This window comes from Pantoea sp. PSNIH1, assembly GCF_007680655.1.
Classification (GTDB): Bacteria; Pseudomonadota; Gammaproteobacteria; order Enterobacterales; family Enterobacteriaceae; genus Pantoea; species Pantoea eucrina.
The window spans coordinates 367,079-388,758 of record NZ_VEIP01000001.1 but is presented as its reverse complement, the minus strand read 5'-3'; the positions used below and the strand labels follow the sequence as shown (position 1 = coordinate 388,758).

Sequence of the window (21,680 nt, the reverse complement as noted above, 5' to 3'; positions counted from 1 at the left end):
AAGTGTAGCAGCTGTCACTCCGGACGGGATATATTGATACTCTGCTCGTCGTCCTGCCAGCTATCTGCAAAATAGATTTAATTTTAAAGCGCAGAGGATAATCTGCTGCGGTAATAGGCTGTTATAAATTACCTTCAACCCTGCAACGTTTTATTCCTGCAGCTCTTCGTAAATTATTACGCTGTTAATTATTTATCTTCATCGCTTATTTACTGGTTCAGCGCCCTGCTCAGGCTGAGCCCGCACGATAACAAGGCGTCTGAGATAGCGTCACGCCTGACCCTCTAACTTATACAGTCATCTTCTATCTGTATAAGTTATATTTTGACATTTTATGTGGTCGGATGAGACCCTGTATTTTTATTTTAAACCCATCTGTTTTCAAAAAGCCCGAATTTGTTCTGCCCGTCATGAGCTTACTCTGCGCAGAGCATTCTCTTTTGTATAAAAATAAGACGAAAGGCAATACATTTTTGCTGAGAGAAGCAGGATGCCAGACGCTTCTATACAGCCAGTGCAAACCTGTACAACTTTGAAAAACTGTACAACTTAGCCTGACTTTGTGTAAAGTGTGAAATCGATTTCGGCCGTTAAATTCAGGTCTGCCAGATAACGTTCGCGCTGTTCTGGTGCTGCGTTGCCGTTAATCGGGCAGCCTATGCAAGTGGCCATAAAAGCCGGATGACAGGTTTCTGCTGTGCCGTGCCTGATAAATGAAATTCAGATTTATAATGAACAGGAGCCCGGTTTCGATTAATGCAGATACGTATGTTGCGCAGAGGCAGAGGATATTCGGCGCCTCAAAAGGTAAGTTGTAAAATAAGCGAAGCGGTAAACAAGATTGATTATCGACTTTACCTGATACATCATTTTGCGGAAATTTAAGAAGGCGTGCCTTCATTCATTTCTGGAGAGCACTAATGGAAACGGGTTTTTACTGGGTGGGTAGCAGAACAACTGAGCCAGAAGTATGGTTCTGGGATGCGGGGCGCGGCTTTTACCGGCCGATGGAGCCGATACCTCTCTCTCTGGCGCGCTTTAAATCCGCGGGCTTTGTTCTTCTCAGCGAGAAACTGACGCCTCCTGAAGAGCGCTGACGGCACATTTTTCTGTGCAGAACGGCGCGCAATGCTGTTAAGCGCAGCGCAGCTGGACTATATTCCTCGCAGGAGGATAAGACGATGCAGGAAGGCTATTACTGGGTGGAGTCAGCCACAACGGAACCGGAAGTGTGGTATTACGCGGGAGAGCATAAACGGCAATGGTTTGGGCCAGGCAAAAATGAGCCGCTCGATGCTGATGCATTTGCCAGTTCAGGTTATCGGGTTATCAGTAACCGGCTCTCGCTGACCTGAACGCTCTGAGCATAACCAGACGGCTGCTCAGCGCCATAAAAAAGCCAGCACCCGGTCTGGCTTTTTTATGGCCGCGCAAAAGCAGCCCTATAACGCTTCCCCCTCTGCTGTATACCTTTTGTTCTGCTGCTCTATTAATTTCACTGCGCCCCTGCTCCCTGGCGAAACCTGTGCCAGGCTTAACGGGTCGATTGACTTCAAGGAGAGTGACATGAACAAAACTACATGGGCTGCTGTAATGCTGTGTCTGAGCTTTGGCGCTTACGCTGAAAAAGGGGGATTTGAAGCGGGTGAAACGCCACCGCCGCAGCATAAAGAAGATGCAGGCTATAAAGGATCGGAAGATACCGGTCAGACGCGCGTGTCGCTGATCCGCGATTTCCGTCAGGGCGGGTATGTAACGCTTGAAGGTTACATTATCAAAAAAGTGGGCGATCACAGCTATCAGTTCCGCGACAGCTCAGGCACCGTACGTATCGATGCTCCTGCTGAAACCTTCAAAGGTAAAACCTATGACGCCACGGACAAAATCCGCGTCAGCGGCAAAGTTTATGGCAAAGGCGACAGCGCGCACCTGAAAGTCGCCCGCATTGATGAACCCTGATACCAGGCTGAAAAGTAACTGCCGATCGTCGCGATCGGCAGTGTTTTATCAGGCGCTGATTTGCCGGTAATACTGTACTGCGGTGTTTTTTCTGCTCTTGACCCGGTAACGCGCGTGGTTGATAACCGTGATCCACGAAGGATGAGCCGTATTGCGGCTGCAGCTATCGAGGATCGTCAGCAGCTCACCCCACATTTCGATTTGCACCATTTTATCAACGGCCATCTCCTCTTTCATCGCCTGAATAACTGCATCGACCTGATGTTTTACGTCGCTAAGATCTTCCCCTGTCTGGTGAGCGGCAGCAAGTTTACGGATTGCCAAAGCGTACACGTTGATACTGACCTGTTGTGAGTGCATGCGCACCTCTGTTGATTATTGGTCTGAGCATTAAAAGTAGCCTGACTTGCAGATTTCGCGCTGCGTTTAGCAAAATAAAATGGGCGCATAATCGTTGCCTGCTCCTGCCTGGTGACCAGCTCGTAAAATTTTTCTTTCAGCCCGGCTCGCGTGAAGGCTGCGCGTTTTGCTTCGCCCCCGGCTAACCTGCTGCTTATAAAGGAAATGATCGTTCTAAAAAATAGCGCAACTGTTTTGATGCATATCATCTACACGTACGACCACACAAAAGAGCGGCGAGATAGTTGTACAACTACAGAAATCTTGTATAACTTTATTGCAACGCGGCGGTCATGCATGGCTGCCACTGTCAGACAATAACACAGGCGATTTCCCCTTTTTTGTGAGGCTTAATATGAAACAGCTTGCTACCCCGGAGTCTCAGCTCAGCGACTATTTTAAAACTACCGGTGAACAGTATCTGAGTGAACGCGTCATCATCTCTGAAATCCGACTTGAGCTGACCACGCGCAAAATCCGCGTGACTAACAAAGATATCATTCTGGCACTGATCATGCGGCTTGAGGCGGAACAGGATATTGTGAAGCAGGATATCTACCGCAACGCGCTGGAGATTGTGATCCAGCGTACGCCCGAAGATATGGGCAACTGAAAGCCAGCGCAGGATAAATGAACAGGGACGTTATTTCGCGACCGGCAGATCGCCATAGCGCGTCGTGTAAAACGGAGACAGCATTTCCCGCTTCATCGCCCAGGGTTTCGCGATTCCCTGCCCTGCAAACCACAGCTGCCCCCTGCCTTCCTGGTTTACCTTATCCATCACCTGCATCAGGGCTGCGCTATTTGCACGCGGCTGAAACTCATCAAACAGGTTGAGCTGCGCCACGCCCTGACTGAAAAAATCGCCCAGCATCACGCCCGCTTTCATATATCTCCGGCCATCCAGCCAGATACGATCCAGGGCGTCTGTCGCGACACGGATAATATCCCGGCTGTCGCTGGTCGGGATCGCCAGCCTGCCGAGCGCCTGATTGCCGTAAAATATCTCATCGCTGGCGTGCGGACTGGTACGGATAAACACCGCTATCTGCCGGCAGTACTGGCGCTCTGTTCTCAGCTTCTCTGCGGCCCGCACCGCAAAGTTGCAGACAGCCTCGCGCATATCGCGATAATCAGTGATGCGTGAGCCGAAAGAGCGCGAGCACACTATTTGCTGTTTGCCAGGCGCTAACGCTTCCAGCTCCAGACAAGATTCACCGCGCAGCTCCCTGACTGTGCGCTCCAGAACCACGCTGAAGTGCCTGCGGATAACCCAGGGACTCTGGTCAGCCAGATCTTTAGCCGTCATCACGCCCATGGCGTTCAGCTTTTTACTGAGCCGGCCGCCTACGCCCCACACCTCCTCTACCGGCACCAGCGCCATAAGCTTGCGCTGTCGCTCTGCATCTGAAAGATCCACCACCCCGCCGGTTTTGGTCCACTTTTTGGCCGCATAGTTAGCCAGTTTTGCCAGCGTTTTAGTCTGGGCAATACCCACCCCGGTCAGCAGATGCATTTCCCGGTATATCCGCTGCTGGATCTCTCTGCCATACGCTTCCAGCGACTTATAACGTCCAAAACCGGTCAGGTCCATGAACGCTTCATCGATTGAGTAGATTTCAACAGCGGTTGCCATCTCCTCAAGCGTGGTCATGACCCGGTCACTCATATCGGCATAGAGCGCATAGTTCGAGCTGAACACCCGCACATTGTGCCGCGTCAGTTCATCTTTCATTTTAAAATAGGGCGCGCCCATTTTGATGCCCAGCTTTCTGGCCTCAGCCGACCGGGCGATCACGCAACCATCGTTGTTACTCAGCACCACAACCGGCTCGCCTTTCAAATCTGGCCGGAATATCTTTTCACACGACGCATAGAACGCGTTAACGTCCACCAGCGCAAACATTTACGGGCCTATCGTCTTGATGGCGTGTCTGACCACACCAAAAATCTCAAACTGATCGGCGTCCTCAATCACAATGATCGCGTGCGCCGCATTCATGGGCCTGAGATGCAGGAACGGGCGCAGCATAAGCTGCTTAACCGTAAATTCACCACAGACCGAAGCGACTACCACATCACCGTGTCCGGCTTTGATTGAGCTGTCTACTACCAGCATATCGCCGTCGTTGATGCCCCCTTCAATCATTGAGTCACCGCTGACCTTAATGAAATATGTCGCGCTGGGATGCTGCACCAGCAGCCGGTTCAGGTCGATTCGCTGCTCAACGTAATCCTGAGCCGGTGAAGGAAAACCGCACGGAACGCGGCTGACGTAAAGCGGTAATTCAAGGATGGCGCGGATGTCCGCCGGGTGTAAAAGCTCCATATCCATGGTCTCAAAATGATTACTGTATATAAATACAGTAATAGCAGATCCCGTAAACGATCAAGCAAATACGCCTGATGTTTTTGTAAAGCCTGAGCGGATAAGACAAATTGAGTGAATTACAGGCGTTAATCGATGAATGTTCACGCAGCTGGCTATCTGGCGCGCAGGCAGAATCATAAAATAAGCGTAGTGCTGAAAAAATTATTAACGTATTCACAATTTGCATAATCGAATATTTTTTCCAGGCTTAACAGGTAACCCTGATGACTAAGGAGAAGATATGCCGGATCAATACAAACAGTGCATCGAAGCCTGCTACCTGTGTGCAGCCGCCTGTGATAACTGTGCCGCTTCATGCCTTGAAGAGGAACACCTGGAGATGATGAGCGAGTGCATCCGCATGGATATGGAGTGCGCGAATATCTGTCGTCTCGCGGCACAATTTATGACGCTAAAGAGCGAATTTGCACCCGCGCTCTGCCAGCTTTGTGCAGAGATCTGCCAGAAATGCGGCGATGAGTGCGGCCAGCATCAGCACGATCACTGCCAGGCATGCGCAAAAGCGTGTCATCACTGTGCAGAGCTGTGCCGTCAGATGGCCGCGTAATCGCAAAGCCTGAAAACCCGCTTACCGGCGGGTTTTGGGAACGTTTTCGATATAGAGTGTATTCTGTTTTCCTGAAGCAACAGCTGTAACGTTAGGCTTTTTATTATGCAATCAGAAAGAAAGTGTCTCTCAGCTTTAAAATCCATGTCCAGCACAGGCTATTGGCTTTAAGATGTGCAGACATTATTTTTTAATTGTTCGCTATCCTGCTTTCCACAAAAGTCACATCACGCTGTTCTATACATCGAAAGAATAGACACTGTTTATCTTATATACGTATCATATCCCGCTGATTGTTTTCTGCAGTGCAACGGCCAGATTTACTGGCGCACTCTCCTTCGCTTTTCTGTTGTCAGGCTGCGGTGATTCATGCTGCCCGGCCTGAGTAGCTGTTTCACCGTTCTGGATGCGAAGTGTCAGTTAACGCGCTTCAACGCTTCTGTGCAGCAGGCAGTAGCCACGGGGCAGGCCTGATGGTTCGCGCTTAGTGGCGCTGTTGTGATTACCCTGTTACCAAAGCTTTTTTTATGCGATTGTTCCTAAAGGGTTGCAGTCTGTTTCACGATGTATAAGATCGTGCAACTCTTAACTTAAGCTAAACGTTATGCTCAAACTATTTTCGCGCTATCTCAGTATCGGCGTACTGAACACCGCTATCCACTGGGCAGTCTTTTATCTGATCCTCTGCACCTCTGATGCTACTCAGTCGCTTGCTAACTTTGGCGCCTTTTGCGTGGCAGTAACGTTCTCATTTTTTGCGAATGCCCGCTGGACGTTCAACTCTGAGACAACAACCCTTCGCTATATGATTTATGTCGCCTTTATGGGCTCTCTGGCCTCTGCTGTCGGCTGGGCGGCAGATAAGTCGGGATTGTCGCCGCTGGTTACCCTGGTAGTTTTCTCCGCCATAAGCCTGTTCTGTGGCTTCATCTATTCACGATACATCGTTTTCAGGGAAGCAAAATGAAGATATCCCTTGTAGTCCCCGTTTTTAATGAAGAAGACGCGATACCCATTTTCTATCAGGAAGTACGCCGGGAACTCACCGCGCATGAGATAGAAATCGTGTTTATTAATGACGGGAGCAAAGACGGAACTGAGGCAATTATCAATGCCCTGGCGGTGTCAGATCCTCTGGTTAAAGCGCTGTCATTTACGCGCAACTTTGGCAAGGAACCAGCACTGTTCGCAGGCCTTGAGCACGCTACCGGTGATGCAGTAGTGCCAATCGACGTTGACCTGCAAGACCCGATCAATGTCATTCCGCAGCTGATTGAGCGCTGGCAGGCAGGAGCTGATGTGGTACTGGCGAAGCGTGCAGATCGCAGTACAGACGGGCATATGAAGCGGAAAACAGCGGAGTGGTTCTATCGCCTGCATAACAAAATCAGCTCGCCAACGATTGAAGAGAATGTTGGTGACTTCCGCCTCATGTCGCGTGAAACGGTCGAGCACATCAAACTCCTTCCGGAGCGCAACCTGTTTATGAAAGGTATCCTGTCCTGGGTAGGCGGCCGTGTAGATGTGGTTGAATACACCCGGGCTGAGCGCGTGGCCGGCACATCAAAGTTTAATGGCTGGAAGCTGTGGAATCTGGCTCTGGAGGGCATTACAAGCTTTTCAACCTTCCCGCTGCGTATGTGGACTTATATCGGATTGTTTGTTGCAGCAGTATCATTTCTGTATGGCGCATGGATGATATTTGACACTATCGTATTTGGTAATCCGGTTAGAGGTTATCCATCAATTCTGGTCTCAATACTTTTCCTTGGCGGCGTGCAGCTTATTGGGATAGGAGTTCTCGGTGAATATATCGGGCGAATTTATATAGAGACCAAGGCCAGACCTAAATACATTATGAAGGACAAGGCAATAAAATGAGTAAATTTATGAATGAGCATTTAAATACACGTCACTCATACATTGTTGCGTTAATTATATGCTTGTTATATGCGTCGCCATTTGTATTTTCATCAATCTATTATGTTGATGATACCTTTAGAAGCATGACCGGGAGGAATGGCTGGTCTCAGCTGGGAAGGCCGCTATCAGATTGGATATTCTATACGTTCTCTCAATCAACAAGCATGGTAGTAAATGCAGGAAGGCTTCCATTAATAATTTCTTGCTTATTTATGGCTCACTCAATTTTACATTTAAGTAAAACTACCTTTAAAAAAACAACATATATAACCTTAACAATTTGCTCACTATGTTATGTAACACCTTTTTTCGTGCAAAACATGGCATATACTTACGATAGTCTATCTATGGTTATGTCGCTTTATTTTTGCATAATGGGAGCTTGCATTTGTTATCAGTCGCAAAAGAGGTGGTACATTTACTCTTTATTGATGACAATAGCCTCTTTATGTTTATATCAGACTAGCATAATGGCTTTCCCAACTATACTCGCATCTATTTATTTATATAAAAAAATGAAAGAAAATAGTGTTTGCGAATGGGTTCTTTTCAGAGGCTTTGCTATATTTATAGTGTCAATGGCATTATATATAACAATAATTACAAAGTTAACTATAAAAACAAATCGCGGGGAGAGTATTTTTTCAACAGGCGATCCAGCTTCTTCTCTATTAAAAAATCTTAACCTATATTTTGATTTATTTAACAAATCATACGGCAATCTTACTAACTTAATTTTTGTAGGTATACTAGTTGCTACACTGGTTTCGTTAGCTACGTATTTCATAACCCATAAAGGGAAAGAAAAAGCATTTTTATTACGAGTCACAATAACTATCCTATTAGTCACAATATTTGTGGTGTCACCATTAATTCCAAACGTTTTATTAGCTGAGTCATTGATTCTCCCTAGAGTTTTGACTGCATTTGGCTGCTCTATTTTTGCACTTTTTTTGATAATATATGCAAGATTTAAAAGCAGTTACATTATGGCTTTTATCATGATAATGATATCTGTAACAACGTCTTTTGTTGTGGCTAGCACAATAAAAATGCAAAACGAAAGGGATGAAAAAATAGCAGACTTGATATATTTAGAGATAAGTAAAGCTCCAATACTGCAATTATCCGATACAACATTTATTGGAGCCATGGCTGATAGCAGATCAACTATTGTAAATATCAAATCTTATCCAATTATAAGATACATATCGAATAAAATGTACGACTGGACAACTTCTATGTATTTGGCAAATATTGGCCTTGATAAAGTAAACTTCTCCTTTGCTCGAGCAAGTGATATTAAAATGGCGAAAAAATCAAGTGAAGACAGCAATGCAACCATTATTAAAAGAAAGGAGTTCTGCATAATAAATAGCTCAATGCAAAATTACGTTATACTTCATTCCAATCTATCAATTTGCGATGACTAAGATTTAAAAAACCAAAAACATGGCGTTACTTACGCCATGTTTTTTTAAAATCTACAGGTTGATATTAATAGATAGTCACCTGTTGATAGAGCTAATTGATAACCCTCCAGGCAGAGAATAAAAACCAATGATAGCTGCTTTGTTATAGCGCGATACAATTATAGCAAGCGCCATACCTGCCTATTTAGCACTTGTACTATTAACAGCTGAACGAGTGATGTATCTTTTAAATGAAATGGATTTTTCAAATTGGCACCCACGAAATCAAAAGGGTTATTATCTGGAATTGCAACCATCCTTTAGTTAATAACTATTTTTGACACGATTAGGGAACATATCGTCAAGTCAATAAAAGCACCAATGAAGATAAGAATTTTCTTTGCCGTTTTAATTACTTTTAAGAAATTTCACACCCGCCTTCAAAATTTATTAAAAAATATATTTAACCAGAAAATAAATTAAGGGTGCCAGAAATTAAAATATTAGTTACTTCCACTCTTACTATAAAAAAGGCGGCATCCGCTGGGATATCAACCATAAATTGCCAACTACATGGTTTAACTCAATAGCTTCGCAAGCAAAGTAACTTTTGCCAGATGTTCTAGCTTCATAAATGACAGTTATGCTGCTAATGGCTTTTATATTTCCCGATGTATAGAATCTATTTTTGTATTGATCCGGCTAAATCTACACTTTGTTGCTAGATATCAGACGTCTGGATAACAATACCCACCTGAATACTGTCGTCCTCAAATACTTTGGTATTCATTTGGGCGCGGCAGTACATCAGGCACTTTGTCTCACGCAGCGCGCGCTCACGTGCCTAAAACTCATTGCGGAACCCGACAATTTCCATCTTGTTCGGCTTCTCTGACCTCTGCTGTGTGATAGCGCCGTTAGAATGCGGTAATTGATACATGTTTTGTTGTTCGTGGTGGGATGCACATAGGAGACCTGCACACCGTCAATCCGCCAGGAAGCGTTTCTTCATTTACTAAATTGTTGGCTGGTATGAATATTTATTTGCTGCAGCCGACGTGAATGATTACTGTTTAGATGTCCATCCCGTAGTCTGCTCAGATCGGCGCGGTACAGGATTGCCCCGTTGCAGAGCTTTTGCCAAAATTAATTCTTAGTCATGATAGATGCACGGCTGTGTTTCTGGGCTAAGAGACTCATATAACTATCATCCCGTACCTTGCAAGCATGCCGCTCTCACTCAAGCCGCCGGGAAAATATCTTTGCAGCCTTACTGGCTTCTTCATTTAAATCGCTAATTTTTGATCAAAGCACAACGCTATAAGATATGGAGACACAGTCTCTGCGTACGAGCTAAAGGAAAAAAATCAATGTTTGCCACGAAAAGTAGTTTGTACATTGCCTTGTAACCTTGAGGCATCACAGTGCCGGTATAACACACTTAGCCAGCAGTAATGTTTTCACTAAATACTCCTTAGACAGCTATTGCCATATATTTCACTTTGTATAAGATCGGGTAAGTTCATAACTTAAGCTGGACCTTATGCTCAAATTTTTTTCTCGCTCACCTACCCCTGAAGAGAATGCTGTCAGATTTCTGCTAATGTCTCTTGAACAGTTGAGCACATCAAGTTCCTTCTGGAACGAAACCTGTTCATGAAAAACATCCTGTCATTGGTAGACGGTCACGTGGATGTAATTGAATACTCACGTGCTGCGCCCATGGCCGGAACATCAAACTTTAATGACTTGAAGCTGTGTAATCTAGCATCAGAAGGTATTATCAGCTCCTTTACCTCCCCCTTGTGCATGTGGACATGCATTTCCTGTTTGGATAACAATGATGAATGAAATAAAAAATGATCGGTGGCCTATTGTCATAGCGTTAGCAATAGCAATGGCATTTGTTATGCCGTTTTCCATCCACAATATAGATTTTGTAGATGACTGGATTCGGGTTGACACTGGAAACACCGGGTGGGAGGGAAATGGAAGACCCGTCTCATCAATTGTAATGGCCCTTCTTTCCCTGTCTTTAAGCAACTTTTTTGGTGATGGCGTTCTAAAAGATACTTTCCCATTCAACCTATATTTATCGTCAATTTTAATGGTTTCTTCAGGTTACATAATCTGCAAAATGCTTAAAATCAGAAGCAAAGGAATTATGACATTGATGATGATATGTCCTGTTGTAAATCCTTACTGGATAGGAAATATATCTTTCAGGTTCGACTCTCTTGTTATGTCTATGGCATTTATTTTTGCTGTAATGTCAGTAATACTTGTCAATTATAATACCAAACGAAATTTTTTTCTTGCAGTAACCTCAGCTATTATAATGCTGTGCCTATATCAAGCTGCAATTAATGTAATAATTGCATTAGCAACAGTTATTTCTTTGTCTAAAGTTCTTCAAAATGGAACTTTTAGATTAAAAGATACTATCATTTTTCCTTCTATGGCTGTCGTAGTAATCTCCTACGCAATATATAGCATATTAATATACAAATACCTTGAAATATCAGATTACACGAAACTTTCTGGGGAAGTGGTTGGTTTAGGCGCAAATGTATTTAAATCCATATTTTCAAATATATATGAATTATCTAAAGCGATATTCACCATTACTGGTAGCCTTATAGCCTTATCAGTATACGCAATTATTTTTTCATCAATTTATTGTTCGTTTAGACTTCCCACAGAAAATTTCTCAGTAAAAGCTGCATTTTTTATAGGCATTGTACTTGTATTTTTATTTAGCTTTGGCTTTCTATCTTTTTTGAAGCATCCAACCCTATCCTCTAGAGTTTTCCTTTCTTTCTGTTTTGTTCCTTTACTATTATTATTTATATCAGACAGGTGCAACTGCAAGTCGTATTTGATAGTCATACCTTTCTTAGTTGCTTCATTTTCTCTTTCCTCAATAGTATCTAACGCAATGGGTGATGTCCAAAGGTACGACAGATTTGTTGCTGAGAGAATAGCAAACAAATTATATGACTATGGCTATAAGAGTGGTGATAACCTGTTCATATCAGGAAAGCCCGGCACTCCACTCATGGTTTCAAGAAAATTTGATTCTCTCCCAATCGTTAGCGAAATGTCGGTTTCTGCTTATGCAAACACAAGGTTTAAGTACAGCTTAATGAGGCAGTACAATATAAATTCGCCTACACCAAACCTTGACATAGCAATAAGAGAAACAAATAATTGCTCAGCTGATAATTTCGTCTTCCATGATAACTTAATATCCATATGCAAGTCATACAAAGGATTTTCTGTTTTGATTGGAGAGATATAATCTATCTGTTTAAAGTAATGAGCGTGTTAATTACAGCTGGAGGGGTATTAATGATACCCTGCCACTTATAGAGCAGAGCTCTATAATCAACTGCTTATTACTTCTCAATGTAACAATCGGAATAGATAGCGTCGATGGCTTTGATGGCATAAACACCGCTGAATCAAAAGCTGCTTGTGTGACATGGCTGTTAAATGAAACCCTAGTATTAGTGGTTCCTACCGACACAAAGGCCGTTACCGTTGTCAGTAGATACACCTGATACTGATTGCACAGATATTATTGTATCAGCTATAATACTGCTTTTAACATTATTCCCTGGCACTGAGTCATGAAACGCTATCTCATACACTGGGGAGCTACCAAGTTTTTTTTCCTACCTCAGCATTTTATATTATTTTTATGATATATCCCCACCCTCAGGTATACCTGAGATACGAACATTATAAAAATAATATTTTAACATGCAGTCATATTATTATGCCGATTATTTTTCGTACTTGGTGAGCCTTTGGTATTATACATGCACCCTGTAATATTAACTTTGAATATATCATTTATATCTCCCGTTCCATAAAGCACGGAATGGTAAACACCACGCCTGCCTTTACGCTCCTTTGATGATATTTATATGCCTGCAATAAACTGCAGATTTTTAATTATGCTATCAACCACACCTTGCAGTAAAAACATATCCACCCGCATCCAAAGATGTGTAAAACCACATTTTCTCGGCTTTAATTCTGTTTATAACAGCCCTGTTTTCCCCTGTAAGTTCAATATTATCAGTGTAGCTGCTTAGGGAAGCCCCATTTGACATTAAAATCTTTCGATGTTGGGCTTATCGCAAAAGCTGCAGGCGTATTAGAAAGAACAGAGCCATCAGCAGTTATTTGGCTGACTGTTACGCCCTCAGCAGCCAAGGCCCTGACTGCTGTAATGGGGAAATATGTATTGATCTTGCTCACGGTGATTGCTGCGCCATTGCTGGTAGTTAACGCGCTAACTGGCACAGAGCTATTTATGGCGCCATCGTTTTGAGCAATCACGTTCTGGAGCACATTTGCCTTGCAGTAAGCGATTTACCCCTTTCATCCACGTGCTGCACCCATCCTTGCTAATGCCGCCAAACTTGCAGCCAGAGCTGAGTCTGCATTGTTTGTATAGAATTCTTCAGAAATGTGGTAGAAAGAGTTTTCAACACTCCTCTCGCCGTAATCGATAATTCCTGCACCATCAGAGCCTGAAAACATTCCTAGCAGAACATCCGAGTCTTATTTCGGCATGTTATCCAAATAGACTTTAACGCGCCATAGGCATCATAAATCGCCATGCTGAAGTTGCCTTCAGTGGTAGGCTTGAGAATTGGTTGCCCTGCGTAAACGGCATGACCCCCGGCATTTGCCGAGGCTGAATTTGTTTTCTACTCAGGACTCATCTGTCCGTCATAGGCATTTAATAAGGCTCAATTGATAGTTGGCACAGACTGGAGACATTTATGAAAGAAAACCTCATTTCAATAATCAAAGCAGTAATCTTTTGTGCGATGATGCTTCTGCTTGGCCATTTCACGAGCGATGGAACCGATGGTGGTATGAGGGGAATAGTGTTTCTATGCGCAGCGATAATATGCATCATTGTATGGACTGAAATTCTAAAACTGACCAAAAGTTATAAGAAGCCCTGATTTACCCCCTTAGTCCATTTATTGAGATTTTCCCCCGCTTAAGGTTGCTACTACACCGGCAGACATTAGGGTTAAAATCCTCAATACCTACTGCGTCCTTGGTTGCTGCCACTGCTTTCCTGTCTGCCAGGAGGCGCCGTTCTGCAGCTTCTCTTGCCGCCTGGCCATATCCGGACCGTGCCGCTTTGGTAGTTTCATTAATTGCCTTTTTGATCGCATACCGCCGCTTCTTATGAAGGATATCTTTGCCACCGCGCTCTTAAGGCCTGCGACAGCAACAGCGCCTGCCATTGTGCCCAAAACCTCGCCACCTGCGCCGTCAACCACTGTGCCTACTGTTGAGTTGGCTACCGCATTTAAAGCGTTTTGCGTTATGCCGGAGGTTCCTGAATCAAAGTCTTTCAGGACGTTTGCTGATCTGCCAGTACGTTCAACATACTGCTGTAGCCTGACGGCAGCATCTATCCAACCATTGAAGCCTGCGAGCAGATAAAGGCTCGGCTGCGTGGGCGCCGGCCACTGGTGCAATTAGAGTGCATCGAGGTGCTCCGGTAAGCGTGCAGGCTTAACTTACCGTAAGCCAGATCAGTCCAGACACACATACGCCTGCTGGTCACTTTCTGCAAGGGCAAACCCCAACTTTATCGCCAGTCAGATGGGACACGCTAACGCACAGATGGTTTATCAGGTGTACGGTTCCTGAATAAAAGAAAATGATGAGGCCCAAAGGAGTCTTCTGAACGAAAAACTGAATGATTTTGTCCCATCACTGTCCCACATTAAAGCTATCTGACCAATAACTATATTTACATCATATAGTTAACCTACCTAAACCTGCATATTCATAATATCGCTGTACGCGCTCACCAGCTTGTTGCGTACCTGAATGCCCATCTGCATAGAGATAGAGGACTTCTGCAGATCGACCATGACGTCGTTGAGCTGCACGCCAGGTTTACCGAGCTCAAAATCCTGCGCCTGCGCGCGGGCGGTGGTCTGGGTTTCGCTGATCTTATCGAGTGCCGCTTTCATGGTGGCACCAAAATCGAGTTGGCTGGAGGAGTGAGTATCCTTGCCGGCCGCCTGCAGTGAGGTCATCTGCAGCTGCTGCAGTACGCCATCTATAGCCTGAATTGACATCTTTATACCTCGCAGAGAAAAGGAAGATTTTTTTTCGACTGCAAAGTTAGCATAGTGTCAATAGGACAAAGGCGCTAAATAGCCCCTAAAACCCCGGCTTATTCAGCCATCGAAGTGATGCAATTCATCAATAATGCCTGCCATAAGATTGGAATTTCATTTTTACCCTAAAGTTTTTGCGCCGCGGTCCGAAGGGGAACGCCCGTGCGGGGAGCTCACTCCGTCAGCTACCGCCGGCACTCTGCAGGCCAGCAGCGCAAATACCGGGTAGACGTATCAGGGAGTCTGTTTTGTTACCACAACTTACCCGGTCAATTATGTCAGGCAGGAATCGGTCATGAATGCGAGTGCAGCCGCTACACAGGAATCAGCAAAGAAAGGCATGTCAGACCTTTTCGCCCGCCTGCGCGCTAATCCGCGAATTCCCTTAATCATCGCCGCGGCCGCAGCCATTGCGGTCGTGCTGGCGCTGGTGCTCTGGGCCAAAGCGCCCGACTACCGCGTGCTCTATAACAACCTCTCTGATGAAGATGGTGGCGCCATTGTCACCCAGCTGACGCAGATGAACATCCCCTACCAGTTCGCCGAAAACGGCGGTGCCCTGATGGTGCCGGCCGATAAAGTGCATGAACTGCGCCTGCGCCTCGCGCAGCAGGGTCTGCCGAAAGGCGGCTCGGTAGGCTTTGAGCTGATGGATAAAGAGAAGTTCGGTATCAGCCAGTTCAGCGAGCAGATCAACTACCAGCGTGCGCTGGAAGGTGAGCTGGCACGCACTATCGAAACGCTGGGTCCGGTCAAGGGCGTGCGCGTGCATCTGGCGATGCCGAAACCTACCCTCTTCGTCCGCGAACAGAAAGCGCCGTCGGCTTCAGTGACGCTGACGCTGCAGCCTGGCCGGGCACTTGATGAAGGTCAGATCCAGGCGATTCAGCATATGGTCTCCAGCAGCGTGGCGGGCCTGCCGCCAGGCAACGTCACCGTGGTCGATCAGACCGGTCGCCTGCTGACCCGCTCCGACAGCGAAGGACGCGATCTCAACGACGCCCAGCTGAAATATGCCGCTGAAGTTGAAGCGCGTTATCAGCAGCGTATTGAAGCGATCCTGAACCCGATTGTTGGCCAGGGTAACGTGCATGCACAGGTTACCGCGCAGATTAACTTCGACCGCAGCGAACAGACGGATGAGAAGTATCAGCCAAACGCCAATCCAGACAACTCGGCGGTGCGCTCGCGTCAGACCAGCACCAGCGATCAGAACGGCAGCGCCTATCCGGGTGGCGTGCCTGGTGCGCTCTCTAATCAGCCGGCGCCCGCTAACAACGCACCGGTGACGAATCCACCGCAGCAGAATGCGGCTAATGCCCAGAACAATGCGGCGCAGAATGCCGGTACCACTACCAGCACCGCTGGCCAGAGCAGTGGCCCGAGCAGCTCCAGCCGTAATGATACGGTGAACTATGAGCTCGATCGCTCAATCCGCCACACCAAACTCAACGTTGGCGACGTGCAGCGTCTGTCGGTCGCCGTGGTCGTGAACTACCGCGATGACGGTAAAGGCAAAGCGGTCGCGCTGAACGATCAGCAGATCAAACAGATTGAAGATTTAACCCGCGAAGCGATGGGCTATTCACAGACGCGCGGCGACAGCATCAATGTGGTGAACTCGGTCTTCAATACCACCGAGCCTGCGGGTGGCGACCTGCCGTTCTGGCAGCAGCAGTCGTTCTTCGATCAGCTAATGAGTGCCGGTCGCTGGCTGCTGGTGGCGCTGGTCGCATTCATCCTCTACCGCAAGCTGGTGCGTCCGCAGCTGCTGCGCAAACGCGAAGCGGAACAGGCCGCTGCAGAAGCCGTTGCCGCCCGCGCCGCTGCGCAGGAAGAGCAAGCCGCTTACAGCGTGCAGATTAATAAAGATGAGCTGGATCAGGAGCGGAAGTCTTCTAACCGCATGAGTGCCGAAGTGATGAGCCAGCGCATCCGCGATATGTCTGAAAACGATCCGCGCGTCGTGGCGCTGGTTATCCGTGAATGGATGAGTAACGAACTATGAGTCTGACCGGTACAGAAAAAAGCGCCATCCTGATGATGACTATCGGTGAAGAGCGCGCAGCTGAAGTGTTCAAACACCTGAACCAGCGCGAAGTGCAGCACCTCAGCGCGGCGATGGCCAATATGAAGCAGATATCGCACAAGCAGCTGACGGAAGTCCTGCGCGAATTCGAGGCCGACGCTGAGCAGTTTGCGGCGCTGAGCCTGAACTCCAACGATTACCTGCGCTCGGTACTGGTCAAAGCGCTGGGCGAGGAGCGTGCCTCCAGCCTGCTGGAAGATATTCTGGAAACGCGCGAAACCACCAGCGGTATGGAGACGCTCAACTTTATGGAGCCGCAGGCGGCCGCCGATCTTATCCGCGACGAACATCCGCAGATTATCGCCACTATCCTGGTGCACCTGAAGCGTGGTCAGGCGGCCGATATTCTGGCGCTGTTTGATGAACGCCTGCGTCACGATGTGATGCTGCGTATCGCCACCTTTGGCGGCGTTCAGCCAGCGGCGCTGGCGGAGCTGACCGAAGTGCTGAACAGCCTGCTGGATGGCACCAACCTCAAGCGCGCGAAGATGGGCGGCGTGAGAACCGCGGCCGAGATTATCAACCTGATGAAAACGCAGCAGGAAGAGGCGGTCATCGAAGCCGTACGCGACTTCGACGGCGAGCTGGCGCAGAAAATCATCGACGAGATGTTCCTGTTCGAGAACCTGGTGGAAGTGGACGACCGCAGCATCCAGCGTCTGCTGCAGGAAGTGGAGTCCGAGCAGCTGCTGATTGCGCTGAAAGGTTCCGAGCAGCCGCTGCGCGAGAAGTTCCTCAAGAACATGTCTGCGCGTGCAGCCGATATTCTGCGCGACGACCTGGCCAACCGCGGTCCGGTACGTATGTCTGCGGTAGAGAACGAACAGAAAGCGATTCTGCTGGTAGTGCGCCGTCTGGCAGAAGCGGGCGAAATGGTCATCGGTGGCGGCGAGGAAACCTATGTCTGATGCATTTTCTGCCCGCCCGTGGCAGCGCTGGCTGCCTGACGATCTGGCTGCGCCGCTGAGCAGCGTGCCCGACCTGCCGCCTGCTGAACATGACGCTGACGCCGTGGCGTTCAGCGAAGAGGATGAGCAGCGGCAGCAGCTGGAGCGGATGCAGCAGCAGATGCGCAAAGATGCGCAGACGCAGGGCTACAGCGAAGGCTATCAGAAAGGATTTGCGGAAGCGCAGCAGAATGGCTACGACGCCGGCTTTCAGCAGGGTCTGGCTGACGCACAGCAGCAGCAGGCGCCGCTGCAGGCGCGCATGCAGCAGCTGGTGACGGAGTTCCACCATACGCTGGAAGCGCTGGATAGCGTCATCGCCTCACGGCTGATGCAGCTGGCGCTGGAGGCCGCCCGTACCGTTATCGGTCAGGCGACGCAGGTGGATGGCAGCGCCCTGCTGCGGCAAATCCAGCAGCTGATCCAGCAGGAGCCGATGTTCAGCGGCAAACCGCAGCTGCGCGTGCATCCGGACGATCTGCAGCGCGTGGAGCAGACGCTCGGCCCCACGCTGGATCTGCATGGCTGGCGGCTGCTGGCTGACAGCACGCTGCACCCCGGCGGCTGCAAGCTCAGCGCTGAGGATGGTGATCTCGACGCCAGCGTGGCCACCCGCTGGCAGGAGCTGTGCCGCCTGGCGGCACCGGGAGCACTCTGATGACGTCTCGCCTGTCGCGCTGGCTTGGCGCACTCGACTCTTTTGAACAGCGTATTAGCCAGGTGCAGTCCGTACGGCGCTATGGGCGCCTGACGCGGGCCACCGGCCTGGTGCTGGAAGCGACCGGGCTGCAGCTGCCGCTGGGCGCAACCTGCATTATCGAACGCCATGATAATGGCCATATCACTGAAGTAGAGAGTGAAGTGGTGGGTTTTAACGGACAAAAGCTGTTTCTGATGCCGCTGGAAGAAGTTGACGGCATTTTACCCGGCGCTCGCGTCTATGCGCGAATGAACGGCGATCACAGCGGCAAACAGCTGCTGCTGGGACCGGAGCTGCTGGGTCGCGTGCTGGACGGCAGCGGCAAGCCGCTGGATGGACTGCCCGCACCGGAAACCGGCTATCGCGCACCGCTGATCACCCCGCACTTTAACCCGCTGCAGCGCACGCCTATTCATGACGTGCTCGACACCGGGGTGCGTGCCATTAACGCCCTGCTGACGGTGGGACGCGGTCAGCGTATGGGCCTGTTTGCCGGTTCCGGCGTGGGCAAATCGGTGCTGCTCGGCATGATGGCGCGCTATACCAAAGCCGATGTCATTGTGGTTGGCCTGATTGGCGAGCGCGGCCGCGAAGTTAAAGAGTTTATCGAAAACATTCTGGGTGCCGAAGGCCGCGCCCGCTCGGTGGTGATCGCCGCGCCGGCCGATGTCTCTCCGCTGCTGCGCATGCAGGGTGCCGCCTACGCCACGCGCATTGCGGAAGATTTCCGCGATCGCGGTCAGCACGTGCTGCTGATCATGGACTCGCTGACGCGCTATGCGATGGCGCAGCGTGAAATTGCGCTGGCCATTGGTGAGCCACCGGCAACCAAAGGCTATCCCCCTTCCGTATTCGCCAAGCTGCCGGCGCTGGTGGAACGGGCGGGTAACGGCATCGACGGCGGCGGTTCAATCACGGCGTTTTACACCGTACTGACCGAGGGTGACGACCAGCAGGATCCGATCGCTGACTCCGCGCGCGCCATTCTGGACGGCCACATCGTTCTGTCGCGCCGGCTGGCGGAAGCGGGCCACTACCCGGCAATCGATATCGAAGCGTCAATCAGTCGCGTAATGACGTCGCTGATTGATGAAACGCATTACGCCCGGGTGCGGCAGTTTAAGCAGCTGCTGTCGAGCTATCAGCGTAACCGCGATCTGGTGAGCGTCGGCGCCTATGCCGCCGGCAGCGATCCGATGCTGGATCGGGCCATTACGCTCTATCCGCAGATGGAAGCGTTTCTGCATCAGGGAATTTTTGAACGCAGTGAATACGATGACGCCTGCCTGCACCTGCAGACGCTGTTTGGTTAACGTGGTTATCAGACGAGGCTAGCCGATGAAAACCGCCAGTGCAATTGACACCCTGCGCGACCTGGCCGAACAGGATCTGGATGACGCTGTGCTCCATCTGGGCAACATGCGGCGCGGCCAGCAGCAGGCCAATGAGCAGCTCAGCATGCTGCTGGACTATCTGGATGAGTATCGCAACAAGCTCAATCAGGATATGTCCGGCGGTATTACCAGCATGCGCTGGAGTAACTATCACCAGTTTATCCAGACGCTGGAAAAAGCGATTGACCAGCATCGCCAGCAGCTGAGCCAGTGGGATCAGCGTACTGAACAGGCGCTGGGCAGCTGGCGGGAAAAGCACAAGAAACTCAATGCCTATCAGATGCTGATTACCCGCGCTGAGGAGAGTGCATTGCGTCAGGAAAACCGTCTCGATCAGAAACGAATGGATGAATTTGCCCAACGGGCCGCACTGAGGAAAAGCGAATGACTACGCTGCAAGCCCTGCTTACGCATACTGCAAAAGTCGCTAAAACAGCTGCCGCAACTGATGCAGCGCCAGAGAGCCAGGCAACGGGTGACGGCCTGCCGTCCCACTTTATCACCGAGCTGGGAAATCAGCTGCTGGCGCTGGCTAAACAGCAGGGAAAACTGCAGCCGGGTGAAACCCGTGACGCAGGCGACGTTGCCGGTAATGACGATAAAGCGTCACTGAGTAACCTGCTGCAGGCACTGGACAAACCAGACGCTTTAAATGCACTTTTCCAGCCGGCGGGATCTAAAGCCGGGCTTAAATCCGCCGATGATAGTGATGAACATGCCGTAACGCCGTTAAGCGCCAGCGACTTACAGAATGTGCAGGCGCTGTTTGCCATGCTGCCGGCGATGGTGGAAAACCGGCCGCTGCTGGCTTCGGCCACGCCGCCACAGGCAGCAACTGATGCAGCCGCAGGCACGCCGTTGAACGCGGCGCTGAGCGGTGCGCTGCTGACGGGCACCGAACCGGCTACTGAGCAGGCGGAGACGGCGACACCACACATCCGCAGTCAGGATACGTCAGCGCTTACCACGCGCGCTGATGGCCTGGCCGCCGGCAGCCACGGCAGCACGGCGCCCGCCAGCAGCGCTGCACTGACGCTGGATGAGAGTTTCCGGCAGATGCTGGGGGGACTCAGTAAAAGCGATGAGCGGCAGGCGCTGTCAGCCGGGCAGGAACAGCCAGCAGCCCATCTCAGCGCTATGTTCAGCAGCAGCGCGCCGGTTAATACCGCCAGCGCCAGCCTGCAGGGCACCCCGTCAACGCCGATGCTGAATGCGCAGCTTGGCAGTCAGGAGTGGCAGCAGGCGCTGGGGCAGCAGATTGTGATGTTCAGCCGCAACGGGCAGCAGAACGCTGAACTGCGGCTGCATCCGGAGGATTTAGGCGCGCTGCAGATCAGCCTCACCATGGATAAGGACCAGGCGCAGCTGACGCTGGTCTCAGGCCACAGCCATGTCAGGGCGGCGCTGGAAGCTGCCCTGCCGCAGTTGCGCAGTGCCCTGGCGGAGAGCGGCATCAACCTGGGCCAGAGCCAGGTGAGCAGCGACGCATTTGCCCAGAGCCAGCAGCAGCACGCCGGACAACAGGAGAATCAGCGCGATGGTCAGTATGGCCGCTTTACTCAGGCGCTGGAGAGTGACAGTGAGATAACGCCTGTGGCCGTTCCGGCGGCCCTGCAGGCGCGCGCCGCCGGCAGCGGTGGCGTCGATATTTTTGCCTGACAGCAGCTAAACGCTGAAGGTAAGCGTAAAACCCGCGTCTTTTCTTCCCATTGTTTGACTTAAGACGCGGGATAATCTGTTCAGGCAAG

20 protein-coding genes and 1 pseudogene are annotated in these 21,680 nt (G+C 49.5%); 17 read left to right on the top strand and 4 right to left on the bottom strand.

The window, feature by feature from the left end; all coding sequences use genetic code 11:
• Positions 1-920: 920 nt before the first annotated feature.
• The 3 genes from FS690_RS18300 (at position 921) to FS690_RS01740 (ending at position 1,959) form a co-directional block, all read left to right on the top strand.
• Positions 921-1,097 (top strand): hypothetical protein, encoded by a 177-nt coding sequence (locus FS690_RS18300; RefSeq protein WP_158086436.1) that lies wholly within the window; start codon positions 921-923, stop codon positions 1,095-1,097.
• Between the two features lie 84 nt (positions 1,098-1,181).
• Positions 1,182-1,355, top strand: a complete 174-nt coding sequence (locus FS690_RS18295) for a hypothetical protein (RefSeq protein ID WP_158086435.1) — start codon at positions 1,182-1,184, stop codon at positions 1,353-1,355.
• Positions 1,356-1,566: 211 nt separating this feature from the next.
• Complete coding sequence (locus tag FS690_RS01740; protein WP_094111339.1) at positions 1,567-1,959, top strand: YgiW/YdeI family stress tolerance OB fold protein; 393 nt, start codon at positions 1,567-1,569, stop codon at positions 1,957-1,959.
• Positions 1,960-2,007: 48 nt separating this feature from the next.
• On the opposite strand, the gene FS690_RS01735 is transcribed toward FS690_RS01740, so the two are convergent.
• On the bottom strand, positions 2,008-2,319 hold the full coding sequence (locus tag FS690_RS01735) for a hypothetical protein (protein WP_039385086.1): 312 nt from the start codon (positions 2,317-2,319) through the stop codon (positions 2,008-2,010).
• A gap of 394 nt (positions 2,320-2,713) precedes the next feature.
• Here FS690_RS01735 and FS690_RS01730 point away from each other — a divergent pair, with 394 nt between their 5' ends.
• Positions 2,714-2,971, top strand: coding sequence for a biofilm development regulator YmgB/AriR family protein (locus FS690_RS01730; RefSeq protein WP_065649031.1), 258 nt, complete (start codon positions 2,714-2,716; stop codon positions 2,969-2,971).
• Positions 2,972-3,001: 30 nt separating this feature from the next.
• Here FS690_RS01730 and umuC read toward each other — a convergent pair whose 3' ends face one another.
• Entirely contained in the window at positions 3,002-4,264 is a 1,263-nt protein-coding gene (gene umuC / locus FS690_RS01725; protein WP_104085131.1) for a translesion error-prone DNA polymerase V subunit UmuC, read from the bottom strand.
• Entirely contained in the window at positions 4,265-4,687 is a 423-nt protein-coding gene (gene umuD / locus FS690_RS01720; protein WP_071668089.1) for a translesion error-prone DNA polymerase V autoproteolytic subunit, read from the bottom strand.
• 283 nt (positions 4,688-4,970) lie between these two features.
• Between umuD and FS690_RS01715 the strand changes: the two genes are divergently transcribed.
• The 7 genes and pseudogenes from FS690_RS01715 to FS690_RS18625 all read left to right on the top strand — a co-directional run.
• The gene (locus tag FS690_RS01715; protein WP_145338989.1) at positions 4,971-5,297 is read left to right on the top strand and encodes a four-helix bundle copper-binding protein; all 327 of its coding nucleotides are present in this window, start codon (positions 4,971-4,973) and stop codon (positions 5,295-5,297) included.
• Positions 5,298-5,901: 604 nt separating this feature from the next.
• A complete protein-coding gene (locus FS690_RS01710) occupies positions 5,902-6,264 on the top strand; it encodes a GtrA family protein (RefSeq protein ID WP_094111336.1) in 363 nt (120 codons plus the stop codon).
• Positions 6,261-7,178 carry a glycosyltransferase family 2 protein gene (locus FS690_RS01705; RefSeq protein ID WP_145338988.1) on the top strand — a complete coding sequence of 306 codons (918 nt, stop codon included), beginning with the start codon at positions 6,261-6,263 and terminating at the stop codon, positions 7,176-7,178. The genes FS690_RS01710 and FS690_RS01705 overlap by 4 nt, the downstream gene beginning before the upstream one ends.
• Positions 7,175-8,653, top strand: coding sequence for a glucosyltransferase domain-containing protein (locus tag FS690_RS01700; RefSeq protein WP_145338987.1), 1,479 nt, complete (start codon positions 7,175-7,177; stop codon positions 8,651-8,653). The genes FS690_RS01705 and FS690_RS01700 overlap by 4 nt, the downstream gene beginning before the upstream one ends.
• Positions 8,654-10,472: 1,819 nt before the next feature.
• Positions 10,473-11,933 (top strand): glucosyltransferase domain-containing protein, encoded by a 1,461-nt coding sequence (locus FS690_RS01690; protein WP_145338986.1) that lies wholly within the window; start codon positions 10,473-10,475, stop codon positions 11,931-11,933.
• A gap of 813 nt (positions 11,934-12,746) precedes the next feature.
• Positions 12,747-12,974: a hypothetical protein gene (locus tag FS690_RS01685; RefSeq protein ID WP_145338985.1), complete on the top strand. Its 228-nt coding sequence runs from the start codon at positions 12,747-12,749 to the stop codon at positions 12,972-12,974.
• Between the two features lie 1,199 nt (positions 12,975-14,173).
• A pseudogene (locus tag FS690_RS18625) lies at positions 14,174-14,320 on the top strand (integrase); the annotation flags it as partial.
• Between the two features lie 128 nt (positions 14,321-14,448).
• Here FS690_RS18625 and fliE read toward each other — a convergent pair.
• Complete coding sequence (gene fliE, locus FS690_RS01670; RefSeq protein WP_039385118.1) at positions 14,449-14,760, bottom strand: flagellar hook-basal body complex protein FliE; 312 nt, start codon at positions 14,758-14,760, stop codon at positions 14,449-14,451.
• A 337-nt stretch (positions 14,761-15,097) separates the two neighbouring features.
• Between fliE and fliF the strand changes: the two genes are divergently transcribed.
• Genes fliF through FS690_RS01640 form a run of 6 tightly spaced genes read left to right on the top strand, consistent with a single transcriptional unit; the run spans position 15,098 to position 21,591 of the window.
• Positions 15,098-16,810, top strand: a complete 1,713-nt coding sequence (gene fliF / locus FS690_RS01665; RefSeq protein ID WP_094111330.1) for a flagellar basal-body MS-ring/collar protein FliF — start codon at positions 15,098-15,100, stop codon at positions 16,808-16,810.
• Positions 16,807-17,799: a flagellar motor switch protein FliG gene (fliG, locus tag FS690_RS01660; protein WP_104085141.1), complete on the top strand. Its 993-nt coding sequence runs from the start codon at positions 16,807-16,809 to the stop codon at positions 17,797-17,799. Before fliF ends, fliG begins: the two co-directional genes overlap by 4 nt.
• A complete protein-coding gene (fliH, locus tag FS690_RS01655; RefSeq protein ID WP_039385128.1) occupies positions 17,792-18,496 on the top strand; it encodes a flagellar assembly protein FliH in 705 nt (234 codons plus the stop codon). Before fliG ends, fliH begins: the two co-directional genes overlap by 8 nt.
• Complete coding sequence (fliI, locus tag FS690_RS01650; RefSeq protein ID WP_039385131.1) at positions 18,496-19,851, top strand: flagellar protein export ATPase FliI; 1,356 nt, start codon at positions 18,496-18,498, stop codon at positions 19,849-19,851. Before fliH ends, fliI begins: the two co-directional genes overlap by 1 nt.
• Positions 19,852-19,876: 25 nt before the next feature.
• The gene (gene fliJ / locus FS690_RS01645; protein ID WP_039385135.1) at positions 19,877-20,320 is read left to right on the top strand and encodes a flagellar export protein FliJ; all 444 of its coding nucleotides are present in this window, start codon (positions 19,877-19,879) and stop codon (positions 20,318-20,320) included.
• Positions 20,317-21,591, top strand: a complete 1,275-nt coding sequence (locus tag FS690_RS01640) for a flagellar hook-length control protein FliK (protein ID WP_145338984.1) — start codon at positions 20,317-20,319, stop codon at positions 21,589-21,591. The genes fliJ and FS690_RS01640 overlap by 4 nt, the downstream gene beginning before the upstream one ends.
• Positions 21,592-21,680 lie beyond the last annotated feature (89 nt).

Bases quoted from the DNA above. Each gene is read 5' to 3' on its own strand.
- FS690_RS01700 (WP_145338987.1), top strand. From the start codon at position 7,175: ATGAGTAAATTTATGAATGAGCATTTAAATACACGTCACTCATACATT.
- fliH (WP_039385128.1), top strand. From the start codon at position 17,792: ATGTCTGATGCATTTTCTGCCCGCCCGTGGCAGCGCTGGCTGCCTGAC.
- FS690_RS01740 (WP_094111339.1), top strand. From the start codon at position 1,567: ATGAACAAAACTACATGGGCTGCTGTAATGCTGTGTCTGAGCTTTGGC.
- FS690_RS01710 (WP_094111336.1), top strand. From the start codon at position 5,902: ATGCTCAAACTATTTTCGCGCTATCTCAGTATCGGCGTACTGAACACC.
- fliG (WP_104085141.1), top strand. From the start codon at position 16,807: ATGAGTCTGACCGGTACAGAAAAAAGCGCCATCCTGATGATGACTATC.
- fliI (WP_039385131.1), top strand. From the start codon at position 18,496: ATGACGTCTCGCCTGTCGCGCTGGCTTGGCGCACTCGACTCTTTTGAA.
- FS690_RS01690 (WP_145338986.1), top strand. From the start codon at position 10,473: ATGATGAATGAAATAAAAAATGATCGGTGGCCTATTGTCATAGCGTTA.
- fliF (WP_094111330.1), top strand. From the start codon at position 15,098: ATGAATGCGAGTGCAGCCGCTACACAGGAATCAGCAAAGAAAGGCATG.
- FS690_RS01640 (WP_145338984.1), top strand. From the start codon at position 20,317: ATGACTACGCTGCAAGCCCTGCTTACGCATACTGCAAAAGTCGCTAAA.
- FS690_RS18295 (WP_158086435.1), top strand. From the start codon at position 1,182: ATGCAGGAAGGCTATTACTGGGTGGAGTCAGCCACAACGGAACCGGAA.
- FS690_RS01715 (WP_145338989.1), top strand. From the start codon at position 4,971: ATGCCGGATCAATACAAACAGTGCATCGAAGCCTGCTACCTGTGTGCA.
- FS690_RS18300 (WP_158086436.1), top strand. From the start codon at position 921: ATGGAAACGGGTTTTTACTGGGTGGGTAGCAGAACAACTGAGCCAGAA.
- umuC (WP_104085131.1), bottom strand. From the start codon at position 4,264: ATGTTTGCGCTGGTGGACGTTAACGCGTTCTATGCGTCGTGTGAAAAG.
- fliJ (WP_039385135.1), top strand. From the start codon at position 19,877: ATGAAAACCGCCAGTGCAATTGACACCCTGCGCGACCTGGCCGAACAG.
- umuD (WP_071668089.1), bottom strand. From the start codon at position 4,687: ATGGAGCTTTTACACCCGGCGGACATCCGCGCCATCCTTGAATTACCG.
- FS690_RS01735 (WP_039385086.1), bottom strand. From the start codon at position 2,319: ATGCACTCACAACAGGTCAGTATCAACGTGTACGCTTTGGCAATCCGT.
- FS690_RS01730 (WP_065649031.1), top strand. From the start codon at position 2,714: ATGAAACAGCTTGCTACCCCGGAGTCTCAGCTCAGCGACTATTTTAAA.
- fliE (WP_039385118.1), bottom strand. From the start codon at position 14,760: ATGTCAATTCAGGCTATAGATGGCGTACTGCAGCAGCTGCAGATGACC.
- FS690_RS01705 (WP_145338988.1), top strand. From the start codon at position 6,261: ATGAAGATATCCCTTGTAGTCCCCGTTTTTAATGAAGAAGACGCGATA.